The sequence below is a fragment of the Pseudomonas sp. genome (assembly GCF_035512415.1).
GTDB lineage: Bacteria > Pseudomonadota > Gammaproteobacteria > Pseudomonadales > Pseudomonadaceae > Aquipseudomonas.
Window position 1 is genome coordinate 520,200 of sequence record NZ_DATKDZ010000013.1, and the last position, 18,222, is coordinate 538,421.

The following is an 18,222-nucleotide window of genomic DNA, read 5'->3' on the forward strand; positions in this document are numbered from 1 at the left end:
AGAGGCAAAACCAGTGGCACTGACGATTCTCGGCCTTTCCGGCGCCCTCAGTCATGATCCATCCGCCGCCCTGTATATCGACGGCAAGCTGATCGCGGCCGTCGAAGAAGAGCGCTTCGTGCGCGACAAGCACGCGAAGAACCGCATGCCCTACGAGTCTGCCAAGTTCTGTCTGGAGCAGGCCGGGATCAAGCCCGCTGACGTCGACGTCGTGGCCATTCCGTTTGCGCCCATCAGCATCTTCGAGAAGGCCCGCTGGCAGTACGCCAAGCGCTACTGGTACGCACCGGACCGTGCGCTCGACGCGATCCTGATGGGCAATCGGCGCTACAAGCGTTACTACAAGCATATCCAGTGGTGCCTGCAGCAGCTCGGCTTCGACCTGAAAAAGATCAAGATCGAGCCGGTCGAGCACCACCTGGCCCACGCGGCCAGCGCCTACCACTGTTCGGGCTTTACCGAGAAGACCGCGATCCTCGGCATCGATGGCAAGGGTGAGTACGCCACCACCTTCTTCGGCTACGGCGAGAACGGCAAGATTCACAAGATCAAAGAGTTTTTTGATCCGGATTCGTTAGGCGGTCTGTACGGCGCGATCACCGAATTCCTCGGCTTCGAGATGCTCGACGGCGAGTTCAAGGTGATGGGCATGGCACCCTATGGCGATGCCAGCAAGTACGACTTCTCGCGGTTGGCCAAGTTCGAAAACGGTGAGCTGATCATCAACACCGAGTATGCCAACGTCATCGGCTTGCGCCGTTATAAAGAAAACGGCAAGGGCTTCTACTTCTCCAAGAAGCTGATCGAGTGGCTGGGGCCTAAGCGCGTCGGCGATATCGCCGATGACCCCTATATCCATTACGCCGCCAGCATGCAGGCGCTGTTCGAGAAGCTGGCGCTGCAGATGATGGAGCACTACCTGGGCGACATCATCCGCGAAACTGGCAAGATCGCCTTCGCCGGCGGCTGCGCGCTGAACGTCAAACTCAACCAGAAGATCATTGCCCGCGACGATGTGAAGGAGCTGTTCGTTCAGCCCGCTTCCGGTGACGCCGGCACTGCAGTTGGCGCTGCCGCCTATATCTCGCACCAGCGCGGGGTGCCGGTGGAGAAGATGGAGCACGTCTACCTCGGCCCGTCCTACTCCAACGAAGAGGTGATTGCCGCTTGCGTTCGCCACCCGAGCAAGCCGGTGTTCAAGCGCATCGACAATATGCCGCAGCGCATCGCCAAGATCATGGTCGACGCCAACCCGGTGGCCTGGTTCCAGGGCCGCATGGAGTTCGGCCCGCGCGCCCTCGGCGGTCGCTCGATCATTGGCTGCCCGAGCGTGCCGGGCGTGGCTGACCGGATCAACGAACAGATCAAGTTCCGCGAGCGCTGGCGCCCTTTCTGTCCGTCGATGCTCGATACTGTCGGCCCGCAGATGCTCAAGGTCGACCACCCGAGCCCCTTTATGACCTTCACCTTCGAAGTCAACGAAGAATGGAAGACCCGTGTCGGCGAGGTGGTGCACGAAGACGGCACCTCGCGCGCCCAGGTGCTCAAGCGCGAATACAACCCGCGCTACTACGACATGATGCTGGAGTTGGAAAAACTCACCGGCAACGGCGTGTCGCTCAACACCTCGCTCAACCGCCGCGGCGAGCCGATGATCTGCTCGCCCACCGACGCGCTGAACATGTTCTACGGCTCCGACCTGCAGTACCTGATCATGGAAGACATCCTTGTGGTCAAGGACGGCAAGGACTGGTATGACAACATCTGAGGCCGGCAGCGCTCAGCCTCAATGGGTGCTGCAGTTCTGCCACGGTTATGACGGCCCATTCCTGGACTGTGCTCGGCAGTACGCCAGCCTGTTTGCCGGGACGCGCTACAAGGTGTGCACGGTGTTTCTCACCGGCGCGCCCGATCCCGACGTCGTGGCGGGCTGCGCCTCCGACGAGGTGCTGTTTCTCGATTACAGCTCCAAGGCTGTGCGTGGCCTCAAGTTGCGCGCGATGCAGGACCTGCGTGCGCTTGTGCGCACCCGGAGTTTCCGCCTGTGCATCGCCCACCGCTTCAAACCTGCCTATATCGCCTGCCTGGCAACAGGCTTGCCGGTTATCGGGATAAACCACGCCTTCGGCGTGTATCAGCGCTGGCCGCGGCGGCTGTTCGCCCAGGTATTTCGTCGCCGCTTGAGCCTTCTGGCGGTATCCGAGTCGGTGCGCGACGATATTCGTCGCTGCTTGCCAGCCTGGCCGGCCGCGCGCATCGAAGCCCTGTACAACCGTATCGATGTCGAGCAGCTGCAGGCGCAGCAGCTGGACCGCGTCCAGGCCCGCGAGGCGCTGGGGTTGCCCGCGCAAGCCTGGGTGGTGGGCAATGTCGGGCGCCTGCACCCCGACAAGGATCAGGCCACGCTGATTCGTGGCTTCGCCCGCGCGCTGCCGCAGCTGCCAGCCGGCAGCCTGCTGGCCATACTCGGCAGCGGCCGCCTGGAAGATGCCCTCAAGGGACTGGCGAGAGAGCTTGGCGTGGCGCGTCAGGTCGTGTTTCTCGGCCAGGTCGCAGAGGCCAAACGTTACTTCAAGGCCTTTGATGTATTTGCGCTGAGCTCCGACCACGAGCCGTTTGGCATGGTGCTGCTGGAGGCCATGGCCGCTGGTGTGCCTTTGCTCGCCACCGCGTGTGGCGGGGCCCGTGAAGTGGTCGAGGGCTTGGGGATCCTGTTTCCCCTGGCGGACGCGGATGCGTTGGCTCAGGGCATGTGCCATCTGGCGCAGCTCGATGAAGCCCAGCGCCAGGCATGCGAGGCGGCAATGTACCAGGCGCTGCTCGAACGTTTCTCCGATGCGGCGATAACGCGCCGGTTCTGGAGCCTGCCGATGGTCACCGCTGCCCTCGGGGATGGCGCATATGGGCGAGAGTAAACCAGCCGTACCAGGCCCGGGAGCCTGGGCCGCCAAGGCGCGAGCGCTGGATCGCTATCGCTGGTTGCTGTTGCGCGAACACCATGGCTACCTCGGTGCCGCCGTGCGCTATGGCCGTGATGCGCTGCTGGATCTGCTCTTCGGTATCCGCGCCCGGCTGGCCTTGCCCGCGGGCGATGTGGTTGCGGAGCCCTGCGATTTCCTGCTGCTGCAAGGCGCGCCCAAGGTTATTCCGCTGCAGCGGAAAAAACGCCTGATCGAGACCCTGCGCGCCCAGGGCTACCACCTGGTCGAATCAGGCCAGGAGGACCCGCGCCATATCATCGCCGGGCGCATGCTGGCGCGGCCAACGCAGCCCGTGCCGCTGCGTTACTTCGGCTATGCGGCCTATGCCGAATGGCTGGTGAAGCGCCATGACCCGCAGCTGCTGATCAACGATCGCAACGGCAGTATCTGTTCGCCCTTCTTGCGTCTGGCCCTGAATACCCGGGGGCGTCTGCTGGTGCATCTGGCCCATGCCAGCACCGTGGAAAGCTCGCGGCGGCTGGGGATGAACGACTACGACTATTACCTGCTGTTCGGCCAGAGTTCGCTGCAGGCCCTGCAGGCGCGGGCACTGCGTTTTGGCTCATCGCGGGTGATTCTAGCCGGCTCGCATATGATCGACCGCACCTTCGAGCTGCCGCCGGCCGCGGTCGAGCAGCGCAGCGTGCTGCTGCTCGGCGTGGGTCCGGATAAGGAAAAGCAGCCCGACTACCTGGCCACCTATGCCCTGCTGGTGAGCTGGGCCAGGGAGAATCCGAGCTATCGCGTGTTGGTCAAGCGACACCCGCGCAGCCGTGCGCAATTCTGGCAGGAGGCGGTCGAGGCCTGCCCCAATATTGTCCTGCTGCCCGGCGATTGCTCCCTGGCGGCGGCGCTGGAACAGGCGTCGATAGTCGTCAATATCATGTCCAATGCGGTTATCGAAGCCGGCCTGGCGGCGCGCCCGGTGATCTATATGAATTGCACCAATGACCAGGATGTCCTGGCCCAGGCGCGCTACTTCGGCCCCGCCGTGCGCAGTGTCGACGAGCTGGCTCGGCGGCTGGCCGAGGTCGAGGGCGCTTACGCGGCGTCCATTGCCCGGGCGCAGGACTTCTCGAAATTTCATCTGGAAAATGCCTTTGCCGGCCTTGAGGCGAGCGCCCAGATCCTCTGTGCCCTGCATGGGCAACGTGTGGATGGGCTTGCCTGGAAGCGCCTGGATACGACGATTACGGAGTGCGGGTCGTGATCAATGCCTTGCTGTTCAACGATACGTCCTATGAAAAACATCATGGCTCGCAGCTGGTGGTGCGGCAGATCTACGCGCTGGCCAAGGAGGCTGGCATCACCATCAGCCGCGCCTGCCCGATGCGCCATGACTGGCGCAAGAACGAGCAGCTGAAAGAGGATGTCCGCCGTGCCGATCTGTGCCTGATCAATGGTGAAGGCACCCTGCATGACGATGCTCCGCAGGCTCTGATGCTTGGCGAGCTGGCCAGGCCAGTCCAATGATCCGGCCGGACAAATGCCAGTTGGGGCTCGTGGCGCTAGCGCTAGCGACAGTGGTTGTTTATCTTGCCTGCGGCCTTTACGGACCTGTTGGCCCGAATATCGAGAAGAGTGAGGGAGTGCTTGGTGGACGATAGGCTGGAGAGTTGGCCCTTCTTCGAGCATGCCCGTGTGATTAACCTGGACACGCGCGCCGATCGCTGGGATGCCATGCAGCGGCAGTTTAAGCGTCTGGGCATCCAGGGCGTGCAGCGGTTTGCGGCGATAAGGCCGGGAGCAGGGGTCGTCGAGCAGGCGGCGCTGAAGCCGCTGCGCGAGTTTCTGACGCGAGTCGACGGCAGCAGTGAGCGCCTCGATGGCAAGCTGCGCGCGACCTGGGGTTGTATGCTTAGCCATCTGGGCATCATTCGCGAAGCCAAGGCGCAGGGCTGGCCCTATGTGCTGATTCTCGAGGACGATTGCGAGTTTGAACCCTACGCGTTGCCGGTATTGCGCCGTGCTGCTGAGCAGTTGGCGGCGCAACCCTGGGACATGCTCTACCTGGGCGGCACGTTCAAGAAGGGGGGCAAGCGCCGTCGTTACTCCGCGAACCTGGAGCGCGTCAGCCGTATCCGCCTGGGGCATGCCTATGTGGTCAACGCGCGGCTCTATGACCGCATTCTCAATGAGTGCGAGCATTCCGGTCTGCCGATCGATTGGTACTATTCCGAGATGCTGCAGTCCCAGGTCGAGTGCTTTCTGCTGCGTCCCGTTCTGGCCTATCAGCGTTTGCTCGATATGAGCGATATCGAGTCGGTGGAGCGCAGGCCGGAATTCAAGACGCGCAAGACCTTGCGCCGGCTATGGAGCCGCATCCGCTATGGTGCGTGCTGAGCCTGCGGGTGCGCCCGTGACAGGAGCCTGGACGCGCGCCGTGCTGGAGAAGTGGCTGGCCGCACAAGGGCGGGCAGGGACGATTCGGATGGCAGCAACGTATGAGTAGAGTTGATCGGCAGCTGCCGCTGGAGCAGCAACTGCAGGGGTATTGGGATAACGGGCAGGCCTTCGCTGCTTGCCGTGGCAGCTGCTCCGGGGCGGTCTTTGTGGTGGCATCCGGGCCATCGGCCGCGAACTTCCCGGTGGAGCGTTATCGGCATATACCGATGATTGCCATGAATGGCTCGATCATGCGTTTTGTCGAGGCGGACCTCAGCCCCTTGTTCTATATCTGCGACGACCGCGGGTTTGTCCGTCTGCGCCAGTCGCTGGTGAGCCAGGGTATTGCCCGCTCTCAGCACGCAGCCCTGGGCTACGGCGCGCTGGAGGTGCTGTTGCAGGCGGCTCCCGAGGCGGTTGACGGCCACTCCGTGTACCTGATGCAGCGCAGCAATCGCCCGGTGAACGGGCTGGCGCTGTCGGACCGTCGCTATGCCTGGAGCGTGCGCAATGATCCGGATATCGCCTGCCGCTTTTCCCTGCTCCGGCAGAAGCCGAACCGCGTGGGCTTCAGTCGCAATATGAGCAAGGGCTATTTTGGCGGCAGGACCATACCCTTCGCGGCCCTGCAGCTGGCCTATCACCTGGGGTTCTCGCAGGTGTTTCTGGTCGGGGTGGATATGAACGCGCAGCCTGGGCGCTTTTACGAACAGGGCGAGGCCGCGTTGCCGACCCGGCTCGATGAAGATTATGAGGATTACATCTTGCCCAGCTTCGAGTTACTGGCCGAGCAGGTCGTCGGGCCGGCGTTTCAGGTGTTCAATCTTTCGCAAACCAGTCGGCTGCCGGGCGATCTGGTCCCGGTCATCGATTTGAATCAGCTGGATGCCTTGCTGGCTTCGTCATAGCAGCGCATCAGATCGTCCCAGGGGAAGTTCTGCACGCTGCGACGCAGCAGATATCCGCGTAGGTGCTCGAAGTTACGCCGAATCAGGGTGGGGCGCAGGGGGCGATTTTTAAAGCGGATATCGAGAAAGTCGATCAGGCCGAAATCGCCGTCCGGGGTGTAAAGAACGTTGCCCAGGTGCAGGGAGCGGAAATAGATACCGCGCTGATGCAGCTGATAGATATAGCGGCCCAGTTGCGGCAACAAGGCATCGAACTGGGCGCGCGAGTTATGGAACAGTTTGTCCAGCGGCGTGCCTTCCAGGGGGCGGTAGAGGCAGGCGCTTACAGCCTGGTCGCGGTCGATCCAGCAACTCTCGCGGATGCTGGGTGTCTTGATCCCGAGGCGCTGCAGATGCTCCGCACGTTCGGCAAAGCGGCGCGAGTCGGGACGTAGGCGGGCGATCAGCGGAAGACGCCGGCTGCGGAAGATCTTGACGATGTCGCCCTCGGGTAAGCGGATCACCTTGGGGCCTTTGCTGTCTTTTTCCAGGACATCGCCGGCACTCAGCCAGCCTTGCAATTCGTTCGCTGTTACAATCCGCATCTTTGTCTCTCTAGCCAGTCGTATGAGGCTTGCCGAATGGCCAATTCTACCCAGCAATCCAGTCTGAAAGTGTACTTACGGTTGCTGCGCTATGTGCTGCCCTACTGGGGGCTGTTCGCCATCAGTATTCTTGGCTTCCTGATTTTCGCCTCCACTCAGCCGATGCTGGGCTATATCCTCAAGTTCTTTGTGGACGGGTTGAACAACCCGGAGGCGAGCTTCTTCGCCACTGTGCCGTACTTACGTGACATTGCGTGGTTGAGCCAGCTGAAGCTGTTGCAGGCCGTGCCGATGCTGATCGTGCTGATCGCGCTGTTGCAGGGTATCGGGTCCTTTCTCGGCAACTATTTTCTCGCCAAAGTCTCATTGGGCCTGGTCCATGATATGCGCGTTGCGCTGTTCAATAACCTGCTGACCCTGCCCAATCGCTATTTTGACAATCACAACTCCGGCCATTTGATTTCCCGCATTACCTACAACGTGACCATGGTCACCGGGGCGGCCACCGATGCGATCAAGGTGGTGGTGCGTGAAGGCATGACCGTCATCTTCCTGTTTGCCACGCTGCTGTGGATGAACTGGCAGCTGACCCTGGTGATGGTCGCGATTCTGCCCATCATCGGCCTGATGGTCGTCAGTGCGAGCAAGAAATTTCGCAAGCAGAGCAAGAAGATTCAGCTGGCGATGGGCGATGTGACCCATGTCGCCTCCGAAACCATTCATGGTTACCGGGTGGTGCGCAGCTTTGGCGGCGAAGACTACGAACAACAGCGTTTCTGCAGCGCCAGCACCGAGAACCGGCAAAAGCAGCTGAAAATGGTAAAGACCAGCGCGGTCTATACCCCAAGTCTTCAGCTGGTCATCTACAGCGCCATGGCGGTGTTGATGTTCCTGGTATTGCTGTTGCGCGGGGATGCCTCGGCCGGCGATCTGGTGGCCTACATCACCCTGGCGGGGCTGTTGCCCAAGCCGATTAGGCAGCTATCCGAGGTCAGTTCCACGGTGCAGAAGGGGATTGCCGGTGCCGAAAGCATTTTCGAGCAGCTCGACGAGGCCCCGGAGATCGATCGCGGCACCCAGGAGCGGGGGCGCGTCAGCGGGCGGCTGGAAGTGGTCAATCTGAGTTTCCAGTACGAGGGCACCGACAAACCGGTACTGGATAACATCAGCTTCGTTGCCGAGCCCGGGCAGATGGTGGCGCTGGTCGGCCGTTCCGGCAGCGGCAAGTCGACGCTGGCCAACCTGATTCCGCGTTTCTACCACCATGATCAGGGGCAGATCCTGCTCGATGGGGTGGATGTCGAGGAATACACATTGCGCGACCTGCGGCGTCATATCGCCCTGGTCACCCAGCATGTGACCCTGTTCAACGATACGGTGGCCAACAATATCGCTTACGGCGATCTGGCGGGTGCGCCGCTTGATGATGTGCGCAAGGCCTCCGAACTGGCCTACGCCGCCGAGTTTATCGAACAGATGCCGCAGGGCTACGCGACCCTGGTGGGCGAAAACGGCGTACTGCTGTCCGGCGGTCAGCGCCAGCGCCTGGCGATTGCGCGGGCACTGCTCAAGGATGCACCGTTATTGATTCTGGACGAGGCCACCTCGGCCCTCGATACCGAGTCCGAGCGGCATATCCAGAGCGCGCTGGACGAAGTGATGAGAGGGCGTACCACCTTGGTGATCGCCCACCGCCTCAGCACCATCGAGAAGTCCGACCTGATTCTGGTGATGGACAAGGGGCGGATCGTTGAGCGTGGCACCCATGCCGAGCTGCTGGCGCTCAATGGCTATTACGCGCGCCTGCACGAGAAGGATTTTGTCGATGCGCTGCAGCCGCTCCCAGAGTCGGCGATCTGAATATCAGCGGGCTTGTGTGGCCGGTGACGGCCACGGGCTTGGCTGGCGTGACCAATGTTATGATCCGCGCAGATTTTCTGCTGCTTTCGGGGTGTTTATGAAATTGTCCATGCCGCGTTTCGACCAGGCCAGCGTGCTGGTGGTGGGCGATGTCATGCTCGATCGTTACTGGCATGGCGGCACTTCGCGGATTTCCCCGGAAGCGCCGGTGCCGGTGGTCAAGGTCGAGCAGATCGAGGACCGTCCGGGCGGTGCCGCCAACGTCGCGCTGAACATTGCCGCCCTGGGCGCGCCGGCCGTGCTGGTGGGCGTGACCGGCCGCGATGAGGCCGCGACGAGCCTGAGCAATAGCCTGCAGGCCGTGGGGGTCAAGACCCATTTCCAGTGCATCGACGATCAGCCGACCATCGTCAAGCTGCGGGTCATGAGCCGTCATCAACAATTGCTGCGCATGGATTTCGAAGAGTCTTTCAATACCGACAGCGCGGCTATGGCCACCAGCGTCGAGGCGCTGCTGGACGGTATCAAGGTGCTGGTGCTGTCGGACTACGGCAAGGGTGCGCTGCAGAACCACCAGACCCTGGTGCAGCTGGCGCGGCGCAAGGGCATTGCGGTGCTGGCAGACCCCAAGGGCAAGGATTTTTCCATCTACCGCGGCGCTAGTCTGATTACCCCCAATCTGCATGAGTTCGAAACCATCGTCGGCCCGTGCCGCGATGAGGCTGAACTGGTGGCCAAGGGCGCGGCGCTGATGACGGAGCTGGAGCTCGGCGCACTGCTGGTGACCCGCGGCGAACACGGCATGACTCTGCTGCGCCCGCAACAGCCGCCGCTGCATCTGCCAGCCCGAGCCCGCGAGGTGTTTGACGTCACGGGTGCCGGCGATACGGTGATTTCCACCCTGGCCGCCAGCCTGGCAGCGGGCGAAGAACTGCCGCATGCGGTGGCTCTGGCCAACCTGGCGGCCGGTATCGTGGTCGGCAAGCTCGGTACGGCGGCTATCAGCGCGCCGGAGCTGCGCCGCGCGATTCAGCGCGAAGCCGGTTCCGAGCGCGGCGTGCTGGGCCTGGAACAACTGTTGCTGGCCATCGAGGATGCTCGCGCCCATGGCGAGAAAATCGTCTTTACCAATGGCTGTTTCGACATTCTGCATGCCGGCCACGTGACCTATCTGGAGCAGGCCAGGGCCCAGGGTGATCGCCTTGTGCTGGCGGTCAACGACGATGCCTCTGTCAGCCGTCTAAAGGGACCGGGTCGACCGATCAATTCGGTCGACCGGCGCATGGCGGTGCTCGCGGGCCTCGGCGCGGTGGACTGGGTGGTGAGTTTCAGCGAAGACACGCCGGAAAACCTGCTGCGCGCGGTCAAGCCGGATGTGCTGGTCAAGGGCGGCGACTACGGCCTGGAGCAGGTGGTAGGGGCCGAGATCGTCACCGCCTACGGCGGCGAAGTACGAGTGCTGGGGCTGGTGGAAAACAGCTCGACCACGGCCATAGTCGAAAAGATTCTCGACCGCTCCCGATGACGCCTCTGCGCGCCCACCTCTTCGGGTGCGCGACTGCATGGCAGGGCGGCGCTGCTGCACCGCAGCCGCCCTGCGCATTGACCAATACCCACAGACTGGCTGTTTCGGCAGGCATTTTCCTTTTTGTACCTAATCACTCGGCGGGCGTCGGCCCGCAGGTAGCACAGGCCAAGGAACACGTATTGTATGAACACTGGGTTTCGTAGCGACATCAATGGATTGAGAGCCTGGGCCGTAATGGCCGTGGTGCTTTATCACTTTGCTGTACCGGGCCTGGTTGGTGGCTTTGCTGGCGTCGATGTGTTCTTCGTTATTTCCGGCTTTCTGATGACCTCTCTGGTCTTCGTGGGTCTGGAGAACCAGCGCTTTTCCTTGTGGCGCTTTTACCTGGCCAGAGCCCGGCGGATTTTCCCGGCCTTGCTCGTGGTATGCCTGGTGGTGCTGGCCGTGGGCTGGTTTGTGCTGATGCTGGACGAGTACCAGCAGCTGGGCCGGCATGTACGCGACAGCCTGCTGTTTATGTCCAACATCCGCTACTTCAAGGAGTCGGGTTACTTCGACGCAGCCTCCCATGAGAAGTGGCTGCTGCATACCTGGTCGCTGTCGGTGGAGTGGCAGTTCTACATGGCGTTGCCGGTGTTGTTGCTGCTGGTGTGGAAGCTGTTCCCAGGTCGCCGCGCCGCCTTTATCGCCCTGGCCACGCTGTTTGTCGCCTCATGGCTGGTATGTCTTGTCTGGACCCTGAATGAGCCGGACCGGGCCTTCTATCAACTGCAGGCCCGGGCCTGGGAAATGGCGGCAGGTGGCTTGCTGTTTTTCCTCGCCCAGCGCTTTCGTCCAAGTGCCGCCCTTGCCAAAAGTGCCGAGTGGTTAGGTTTTGCGATGATCGTCGCGACTTTTCTGCTGGTCGATGCGCAGGCGCTCTGGCCGGGCTGGCTGGCGCTGTTGCCGGTCGGCGGTACCTGTCTCGTACTGCTGGCGGGCCGCGAGCGCTCATGGTTGAGCGGCACCGCCGTGGCGCAATGGCTGGGCAGTCGCTCGTACTCGATCTATCTGTGGCACTGGCCGTTGGTGGTGGGGTTGGCCTATATGGGGCTGCTGGAACAGCCGCTGTGGTTGGTGGCCGGTGTGCTGTTGAGTGTGCTGCTCGGGCATCTTTCCTACGTGTTGGTCGAGGAGCCGGTGCGCAAGGGCGGGCGAGTCTGGGCACCGCGTTGGGAGATACTGGTGCTGTGTTGCAGCTTGCTGCTGGTGGCGCTGATGGGGCAGCTGGTGCGCAAGACCGGGGTGCCCGAGCGATTATCCGCAGCGGTCATCGAGCTGGAGGCGCAACGGCAGAACCGCAATCCCCGCCAGAAAGAATGCCTGAATTCGGGCGAACCCTGCCTCTACGGCGGGGAGCGCATCCGCCTGCTGCTGCTGGGCGACAGTCACGCCGATACGCTGGTCACAGCCATCGTCGACAGCCTGCCGAGCGCGCAGGATGGCCTGTTCTTTCGCGGCCTGCCGGGGTGCCTGATGGTCACCGGGGCGAAGGATATCGATCCTGAGCGCACGGGCTGCCTGCAGCTCAACGAGTGGATGATCGCCGAACAGGAGTCCCTGTATCCGGGTGTGCCGATGCTGCGTGTGGAGCGAACCTCGTTCCATGTGTGGGGCGGGCTCGACCCGGATGAGGAACAGCCCCTGGGCAGCCCCGGGGTGTATTTCTCGCAGAAATACGAAGAAACCACGCCCGAGTTCCTGCAGGAGTTTCGCCAGGAGTATGTGGCCACGGCGTGTCGCCTCACGGCCATCCGGCCCCTGTATCTGATGCGTCCCCTTCCTGAAATGGGCATCAATGTGCCGCTGGCCATGGGGCGGGCGCTGCTGCTCGGCAAGTCCCGTGAGCTGTCCATCAGTCTTGAGGCCTATCACCAGCGCAATGCCTTTGTCTGGAGTGTGCAGGATCAGGCCCGCGAGGAGTGCGGCGCGCAGATCCTCGACCCGCTGCCCTACCTCTGCGATAAACAACGTTGTTATGGCAGCCGTGATGGCAAACCGCTGTACTACGATGACGACCACCTCAGCGAGTACGGTAATCGGCTGCTGTTGCCGTTGTTCAAAACGCTGTTCGACTGATTCCTCTGCTGGCTTTGCTGCCGTAGCCAGGTGGCACGGCGGTCATAGCCGCTCGCCAGGCTGGCGCGCATTATCGTGGCATCCCCCGTATGGAGCGAGATGTCATGACTGCCGATATCCAGGGCCGTGCCCTGGCCATGTTGAATCGATTCGCCCAGGCCGACTGGCCGGATCGTCTGAAACTGCGCAAGCCCGTCGAGAAACTTATCTACAACGGTAGCCGCGCGAGTTTTCGCGCCGCCGCGCAACGTACCGGTAAAGCGGGCAGTACGCCGCGCCCGGCTGCCCCGGATAGCCTGTTCGATCTGTCGCTGTCCGACGAGCAGCAGATGCTGGTGGAGATGCTCGAAGCCTTCGCCAGCGAAATACTGCGGCCCCTGGCCCATGATGCCGATGCACAGGCCGCGCTGCCTGCCGCGTTGCTTAATCAGGCCCATGAGCTGGGGCTGACCCATTACGCGGTGAGCGAGGCCCAGGGCGGCATGGCCGGGGAGCGCACCACCCTGAGCAATGCCCTGATCGCCGAAGCCCTGGGCAAGGGCGATCTGTCCCTGGCCGCGGCGCTGCTGGTGCCGCTGTCGGCGGCCAACTGCATCCGCCGTTGGGGCAATGCCGCGCAGCAGGCGCGTTGGCTGCCGGCCTTTGTCGCCGATGAGCCGGCCCCGGTGATGGCCATTGCGGTCAATGAACCCACGCCGTTATTTGACCCCCAGAAGCTGCAGACCCGCGCGCACAAGCGCGGCAAACACTACCTGCTCAGTGGCGAGAAGTGCCTGGTGCTGCGCGGCCTGGATGCCGGTCAGTTGATCGTCGCGGCCCAGGCCGCCGATGGTCCCGGGCTGTTTATCGTCGAGGCCGGTGCCAAGGGGCTGCAGCGCAGCCCACAGCCGGCCATGGGCCTGAAAGCCGGCAGCACCGCGCGCATCCGTCTGAACAAGGTCAAGGTGGCGAAGGAGGCGCGCCTGTCGGGCGAGGGCTTCGACTACCAGAGCTTTGTCGATCATGCCTCGCTGGCCTGGTGTGCCTTGGCTGTCGGTACGGCCCAGGCGGCCCTGGACTATGTGATTCCCTATTGCAACGAGCGAGTGGCCTTCGGCGAGCCGATCAGCCATCGCCAGGGCGTGGCCTTTATGGTCGCGGACATGGCGGTGGAAGTGGATGCCATGCGTGTGATGGTCTGGCGTGCCTGTGCCCGTGCCGAACAGGGCCTGTCGTTCCAGCGCGAGGCCTATCTGGCGCGCCTGTTGTGCAGCGAAAAGGCGATGAAGATCGGCACCGATGCCGTGCAGCTGCTCGGTGGCCACGGCTTCACTAAAGAACATCCAGTCGAGCGCTGGTACCGCGATCTGAGAGCGCTGGCAGTCATGGCCGGCGGCTTGCAACTTTGAAGGGGCACAACGCATGAATTTGGAAACCCCAAAGAAATTCCAGGGCCTGGTCAACCAGGCTCATCAGGTGGCGGAGAATTATTTCCGACCGATTTCGCGCAAGTACGACAAGGCCGAGCATGCCTACCCCAAGGAGCTGGATCTGCTCGCGGCCCTGCTCGACGGCATGAACGCCGGCTCCCCGGACGCCATCGGTGCCACCTCGGCGAGCAAGCGTGGCGCGGCCCGCGAACAGCAGGAGGGGGTGAAGAACGGCGGCAATATGTCCGCACTGCTGGGGGTGATGGAGCTGTGCTGGGGCGATGTCGGCCTGCTTCTGGCCATGCCGCGCCAGGGCCTGGGCAATGCGGCCATCGCCGCGGTGGCCAATGACGAACAGCTGGCGCGTTTCGGCGGCACCTGGGCGGCCATGGCGATTACCGAACCGGGCTGCGGCTCGGACTCGGCGGCGATTCGCACCACGGCGATCAAGGATGGCGATCACTACGTGCTTAACGGCGAGAAGATTTTCGTAACCTCTGGCGAGCGTGCCGATTCCGTGGTGGTCTGGGCCACCTTGGACAAGGGCCTGGGCCGAGCGGCGATCAAGTCCTTTGTGGTCGAGCACGGCACCCCGGGCATGAGCGTAACGCGGCTGGAGAAGAAGCTCGGCATCAAGGCCTCGGATACCGCCTCGATCAGCTTCAGCGACTGCCGCGTGCCGGCGGCCAACCTGCTGGGCAACCCAGAAATCGATGTGCAGAAGGGCTTTGCCGGGGTCATGGAGACCTTCGACAACACCCGTCCGCTGGTCGCCGGCATGGCGGTCGGCGTGGCCAAGGCCTCGCTGGATCGTACCCGCGAGCTGCTGAAGAAGGTCTGCAAGCTGGATTACCGCAAGCCGCTGCTCAGCGTCAGCCATGCCGAGGCGACGCTGTATCGCCTGGAGGCCGAATGGGAAGCCGCGCGTCTGCTGACCCTGAAAGCCGCCTGGATGGCCGACAACAAGCTGCCCAATTCCAAGGAGGCGTCGATCGCCAAGGCCAAGGCCGGGCGGGTGGCCAACGAGGTTACCCTCAAGTGTGTGGAGCTGGCCGGAGCCCTGGGCTACGGCGAGGATGAACTGCTGGAGAAGTGGGCGCGCGACTCGAAGATTCTCGACATCTTCGAAGGCACCCAGCAGATCCAGTTGCTGATCGTGGCGCGGCGTCTGCTGGGCAAGAGTTCCAGCGAGTTGAAATAGCCGGCGCGCACGGCAGGTTTTTAAGCCGTCCCTCTTTGCCCGTGTTGACGGTTATGCCGTTCACTTGACCGAGTGAGCGGCATTTTTTTTGTAGCCTCCGTGCTTATGCGCAAGCTCCCGGACTGCGCTGCGCTTGTCCGGGCCAGCCCTGGCGCAATCCGGGATGGCCGCGTCCCGGATGACTGGGTCTGCGTGCGACAAACGAGCCCGACCGGCTCCTAGGCCTTGGCGGCGCGTTTGGCTTGCTGCAGGTTCTGCTGGCTAAGCCAGTCCTTCCAGCTGATCCGCTCGTCGCGTACCAGCCAGCCGTCTTGGGGTGCGAAGCTTTCCGCCAGCCACAGGCCGCGGGTACTGGCCGGGCGCAGCTGGCCTTGGTTGAGGGTGAAGAGTTCGGCGCTCGGCTGGCCCTGCACCAACGGCAGCAGAAACAGGTCGGGGCGCGAGCGGTCGAGGCGGGCGATCAGCTGACCCTCCTGCAGATGTTCATCGACATGCAGCAGGCTCAGCTGGCGGATTTCCTTGGGCAATTGCAGGTGCAGGTCGTACACCAGCTGCAGCGAGGCGGTCGGCAGGTGCACGTAGGCCCGCGGCCGCTCCAGCAATTTGAGGTTGCCACATTGCACCGGCCGCGCCGCACCGGACAGCGGGCTCAGGCTGAAATGCGCGGTTTCCCGGTAACGCAGGCTGGCCTGATAGGGGGTTGGCAGCCAGGTGCTGCCAAAGCGGCCGCTCAGCCAGCCTTCCGGGGTTTCCAGCAGGCACTCTTCGGCCACCTCCTGGATGGCGGTGAGCAGCGGCAGGTTGAGCTCGTGGGCCGGCACGTAGCCGGAGATCAGCTTGAGCACCACATCGCCGCGATCGGCGCGGCGCTGGCGTACCAGCAGCCAGTAGTCGCGGCCCTGCCAGCTAAGGGTCAGGCGCACCGAGACGCCCAGGTTGGCCAGTTCCACGGCAAAGCGCTGGGTGTCGTCGATCGTGACCGGCTGGCGTTTTTCCAGCATCTGGCTGAAGTTCAGCGGTCTGCCCAGGCCCTGGTAGCTCAGGCCTTCCGGGCTGGCTTCGACGAACAGCTGCAGGGTTTTGAAGCTGCTGGGGTCCTTGCGGATCAGGTCGCGCGGCATGGCAACTCCTTGCTGACGTGGCTGTGGCCGGACAGCTTGGCATAGTTAGGCAGGCGTGAACGCTTAAGCAATATCCTGTAGCACAGCCGCCGCGGTGGCGACGTTATGGGTCAGGTGCTCGGGGTTGATGGTGCCGATAATCGCGCTGTTGACCGCCGGGTGGGCGAAGATCAGCTCGAAACTGGCGCGTACCGGGTCTTCCCCGGTCTGCAGGGCATGCCCGCTGGCCAGGGCCTTCTTGATCAGGATGCCTTTGCCGTGGGCCTCGGCGTAGTCGAGTACCGGCAGTTCGGCCTGCTCGCTCAGGTTGTAGGTGACCATGGCGCAATCGCCCTGTTCCAGGGCCAGCAGGCCGCCTTCCACGGTCTTGCCGGAAAGGCCGAAGGCGCGAATCTTGCCCTCGCGCTTGAGTTCAGCCAGGGTTTGGTACACACCACTGTCGCGCAGGATGGCGACATCGTTGCCGTCGGAATGCACCAGCACCAGGTCGATAAAGTCGGTCTGCAGGCGCTTGAGGCTGCGCTCCACGGAAAAACGTGTGTGTTCGGGGCTGAAGTCGAAGCGCGACTGGCCGTTTTCGAACTCTTCGCCGACTTTACTGACGATCACCCACTGCTGACGTTGGCCGCGCAGCAGGGGGCCGAGGCGGGTTTCGCTGGTGCCATAGGCCGGCGCGGTGTCGATCAGGTTGATGCCCAGGTCATGGGCCAGGGCCAGCAGCTGCCGCGCTGCTGCATCGTCGGGAATGCTAAAGCCGTTGGGGTATTTCACCCCCTGGTCGCGGCCGAGTTTGACCGTGCCCAGGCCCAGCGGCGAAACCAGCAGTTCGGTTGCGCCCAGCGGGCGATGCAGGTTGTGCAGGCTATGCAGTGCGTGCATTAGAACAGTTCCTCCCAGGCAGCGAGGGCGACGGCCGGACGCGGCAGCGCGGGCAGCGGCGTGTGGCTTGCGGGCTGGATAGCATCGCGGGCCAGGGCAGCGAGCACACGGTCGGCAAAGTCCGGGGCTAAGGCCAGTTTAGTCGGCCAGCCGACCAGCAGCTTGCCCTGTTCGTCGAGAAAGGCATTGTCCGGTCGGACCAGGCCCGATTGCGCCGGCTCGGCGCGCTCGACCCGCAGGGTGGCCCAGCGTGCGGCGGCCAGGTCGACCCAGGGCAGCAGCTCGCTCAGCTCACGTTGCGCAGCCTTGATCTGCGCCGCCTCGTCGCGGGCCACGCCCTCGGCTTCGGCCAGGTCGCCGCCCAGGTACCAGACCCATTCGCCGTCGGCGGCCGGATGAGTGGTGACGGTGACCCGCGGCTTCGGTCCGCCGCCCAGGCAATGGGCATACAGCGGTTTCAGGGTCGGCCCCTTGACCAGCACCATATGCAGCGGGCGCAGCTGTTGTGCGGGCTGGCTCAGGCCGAGGGCCGCGAGCAGCTCGGCATTGCCGCGGCCGGCACTGAGAACGATGCGCTGGGCGCGAATCTCCCGGCCATCGACCCGCAGGCCGACCAGCTCGCCCTGCTCATGCAGCGGCGCGATATGTTCGGCGGCCAGCAGGCCGTCGCCAGCCAGCTCGGCCAAGCGCTCGATCAGGCTCGGCACATCCAGCACCAGCTCGGCCAGACGATAGACCTTGCCCTTGAATTTGGGATGTTGCAGGGCAGGCGGCAGTTGCTCGCCCTTGACCTGATCGACCCGGCCGCGCACCGCCTTGCTGGCGAAGAAGCTGGTGATATTGCCGGCCAGGCTGCCGGGGGACCACAGGTAGTGGGCGTCGGAGAGCAGGCGTACGCCGGTGAGATCCAGCTCGCCGCTGCCCTGCAGGGCTTCGCGCCAGCGCCGCGGCATATCGGCGATGGCCTCCGAGGCTCCGGTTAGTGCGCCATGCAGGGCATATTTGGCCCCACCGTGGATAATCCCTTGGGATTTCACGCTCTGCCCGCCGCCGAGCCGGGCGTTTTCCACCAGCAGGGTGGCAAAGCCCTGGCGGCGCAGGCGCGCATTTAGCCAGAGGCCGGCGATACCGCCGCCAACGATCAAGACATCAGTGCTCAGGGCCTGGGACATGCGCGAATCTCGCCGGGAAAACAGGCGCGCAGTATAACGGCAAGCGGTCAGCGGTAAGCCATCCGCGGCAAGTTTG

General features: G+C 63.3%; 15 protein-coding genes. 11 read left to right on the top strand and 4 right to left on the bottom strand.

Translation table 11 applies throughout. The features are described 5' to 3' along the window. The first annotated feature begins 13 nt into the window (after positions 1 to 13). The 6 genes from VMP31_RS07950 to VMP31_RS07975 all read left to right on the top strand — a co-directional run bounded on the left by VMP31_RS07950 (position 14) and on the right by VMP31_RS07975 (position 6,274). Complete coding sequence (locus tag VMP31_RS07950) at positions 14 to 1,768, top strand: carbamoyltransferase (RefSeq protein ID WP_325505798.1); 1,755 nt, start codon at positions 14 to 16, stop codon at positions 1,766 to 1,768. Continuing rightward, positions 1,755 to 2,915, top strand: a complete 1,161-nt coding sequence (locus VMP31_RS07955; RefSeq protein ID WP_325505799.1) for a glycosyltransferase — start codon at positions 1,755 to 1,757, stop codon at positions 2,913 to 2,915. Before VMP31_RS07950 ends, VMP31_RS07955 begins: the two co-directional genes overlap by 14 nt. Continuing rightward, positions 2,902 to 4,191 (top strand): capsule biosynthesis protein, encoded by a 1,290-nt coding sequence (locus VMP31_RS07960; RefSeq protein ID WP_325505801.1) that lies wholly within the window; start codon positions 2,902 to 2,904, stop codon positions 4,189 to 4,191. The genes VMP31_RS07955 and VMP31_RS07960 overlap by 14 nt, the downstream gene beginning before the upstream one ends. Then, positions 4,188 to 4,454: a hypothetical protein gene (locus VMP31_RS07965; protein WP_325505803.1), complete on the top strand. Its 267-nt coding sequence runs from the start codon at positions 4,188 to 4,190 to the stop codon at positions 4,452 to 4,454. The genes VMP31_RS07960 and VMP31_RS07965 overlap by 4 nt, the downstream gene beginning before the upstream one ends. A gap of 123 nt (positions 4,455 to 4,577) precedes the next feature. Further along, complete coding sequence (locus tag VMP31_RS07970; RefSeq protein ID WP_325505805.1) at positions 4,578 to 5,324, top strand: glycosyltransferase family 25 protein; 747 nt, start codon at positions 4,578 to 4,580, stop codon at positions 5,322 to 5,324. A 101-nt stretch (positions 5,325 to 5,425) separates the two neighbouring features. Further along, positions 5,426 to 6,274 (top strand): lipopolysaccharide core biosynthesis protein, encoded by an 849-nt coding sequence (locus VMP31_RS07975; protein WP_325505807.1) that lies wholly within the window; start codon positions 5,426 to 5,428, stop codon positions 6,272 to 6,274. Here VMP31_RS07975 and VMP31_RS07980 read toward each other — a convergent pair. After that, positions 6,244 to 6,858, bottom strand: coding sequence for a lipopolysaccharide kinase InaA family protein (locus tag VMP31_RS07980; RefSeq protein WP_325505809.1), 615 nt, complete (start codon positions 6,856 to 6,858; stop codon positions 6,244 to 6,246). The genes VMP31_RS07975 and VMP31_RS07980 overlap by 31 nt on opposite strands. Before the next feature lie 36 nt (positions 6,859 to 6,894). Between VMP31_RS07980 and msbA the strand changes: the two genes are divergently transcribed. The 5 genes from msbA (at position 6,895) to VMP31_RS08005 (ending at position 14,974) form a co-directional block, all read left to right on the top strand. After that, the gene (gene msbA / locus VMP31_RS07985; protein WP_325505811.1) at positions 6,895 to 8,718 is read left to right on the top strand and encodes a lipid A export permease/ATP-binding protein MsbA; all 1,824 of its coding nucleotides are present in this window, start codon (positions 6,895 to 6,897) and stop codon (positions 8,716 to 8,718) included. A 97-nt stretch (positions 8,719 to 8,815) separates the two neighbouring features. Then, positions 8,816 to 10,243, top strand: a complete 1,428-nt coding sequence (hldE, locus tag VMP31_RS07990; RefSeq protein ID WP_325505813.1) for a bifunctional D-glycero-beta-D-manno-heptose-7-phosphate kinase/D-glycero-beta-D-manno-heptose 1-phosphate adenylyltransferase HldE — start codon at positions 8,816 to 8,818, stop codon at positions 10,241 to 10,243. A gap of 186 nt (positions 10,244 to 10,429) precedes the next feature. After that, a complete protein-coding gene (locus VMP31_RS07995; RefSeq protein WP_325505816.1) occupies positions 10,430 to 12,364 on the top strand; it encodes an acyltransferase family protein in 1,935 nt (644 codons plus the stop codon). A gap of 104 nt (positions 12,365 to 12,468) precedes the next feature. Next, the gene (locus VMP31_RS08000) at positions 12,469 to 13,752 is read left to right on the top strand and encodes an acyl-CoA dehydrogenase family protein (protein WP_325505818.1); all 1,284 of its coding nucleotides are present in this window, start codon (positions 12,469 to 12,471) and stop codon (positions 13,750 to 13,752) included. Between the two features lie 13 nt (positions 13,753 to 13,765). Next, entirely contained in the window at positions 13,766 to 14,974 is a 1,209-nt protein-coding gene (locus VMP31_RS08005; RefSeq protein WP_325505820.1) for an acyl-CoA dehydrogenase family protein, read from the top strand. Positions 14,975 to 15,192: 218 nt separating this feature from the next. Here the strand turns inward: VMP31_RS08005 and VMP31_RS08010 are convergent, their stop codons facing one another. The 3 genes from VMP31_RS08010 to VMP31_RS08020 form a co-directional block, all read right to left on the bottom strand. Further along, positions 15,193 to 16,095 (bottom strand): metal ABC transporter ATPase, encoded by a 903-nt coding sequence (locus tag VMP31_RS08010; protein WP_325505822.1) that lies wholly within the window; start codon positions 16,093 to 16,095, stop codon positions 15,193 to 15,195. A 63-nt stretch (positions 16,096 to 16,158) separates the two neighbouring features. Beyond that, entirely contained in the window at positions 16,159 to 16,974 is an 816-nt protein-coding gene (locus tag VMP31_RS08015) for an aldo/keto reductase (RefSeq protein WP_325505824.1), read from the bottom strand. After that, positions 16,974 to 18,146, bottom strand: coding sequence for an NAD(P)/FAD-dependent oxidoreductase (locus VMP31_RS08020; protein WP_325505826.1), 1,173 nt, complete (start codon positions 18,144 to 18,146; stop codon positions 16,974 to 16,976). Before VMP31_RS08020 ends, VMP31_RS08015 begins: the two co-directional genes overlap by 1 nt. Positions 18,147 to 18,222: the final 76 nt, after the last annotated feature.

Excerpts from the sequence above, each read along its gene's own strand:
- VMP31_RS07955 (WP_325505799.1), top strand. The coding sequence starts at position 1,755 with ATGACAACATCTGAGGCCGGCAGCGCTCAGCCTCAATGGGTGCTGCAG.
- VMP31_RS07960 (WP_325505801.1), top strand. The coding sequence starts at position 2,902 with ATGGGCGAGAGTAAACCAGCCGTACCAGGCCCGGGAGCCTGGGCCGCC.
- VMP31_RS07975 (WP_325505807.1), top strand. The coding sequence starts at position 5,426 with ATGAGTAGAGTTGATCGGCAGCTGCCGCTGGAGCAGCAACTGCAGGGG.
- VMP31_RS07980 (WP_325505809.1), bottom strand. The coding sequence starts at position 6,858 with ATGCGGATTGTAACAGCGAACGAATTGCAAGGCTGGCTGAGTGCCGGC.
- msbA (WP_325505811.1), top strand. The coding sequence starts at position 6,895 with ATGGCCAATTCTACCCAGCAATCCAGTCTGAAAGTGTACTTACGGTTG.
- hldE (WP_325505813.1), top strand. The coding sequence starts at position 8,816 with ATGAAATTGTCCATGCCGCGTTTCGACCAGGCCAGCGTGCTGGTGGTG.
- VMP31_RS07995 (WP_325505816.1), top strand. The coding sequence starts at position 10,430 with ATGAACACTGGGTTTCGTAGCGACATCAATGGATTGAGAGCCTGGGCC.
- VMP31_RS08000 (WP_325505818.1), top strand. The coding sequence starts at position 12,469 with ATGACTGCCGATATCCAGGGCCGTGCCCTGGCCATGTTGAATCGATTC.
- VMP31_RS08005 (WP_325505820.1), top strand. The coding sequence starts at position 13,766 with ATGAATTTGGAAACCCCAAAGAAATTCCAGGGCCTGGTCAACCAGGCT.
- VMP31_RS08010 (WP_325505822.1), bottom strand. The coding sequence starts at position 16,095 with ATGCCGCGCGACCTGATCCGCAAGGACCCCAGCAGCTTCAAAACCCTG.
- VMP31_RS08015 (WP_325505824.1), bottom strand. The coding sequence starts at position 16,974 with ATGCACGCACTGCATAGCCTGCACAACCTGCATCGCCCGCTGGGCGCA.
- VMP31_RS08020 (WP_325505826.1), bottom strand. The coding sequence starts at position 18,146 with ATGTCCCAGGCCCTGAGCACTGATGTCTTGATCGTTGGCGGCGGTATC.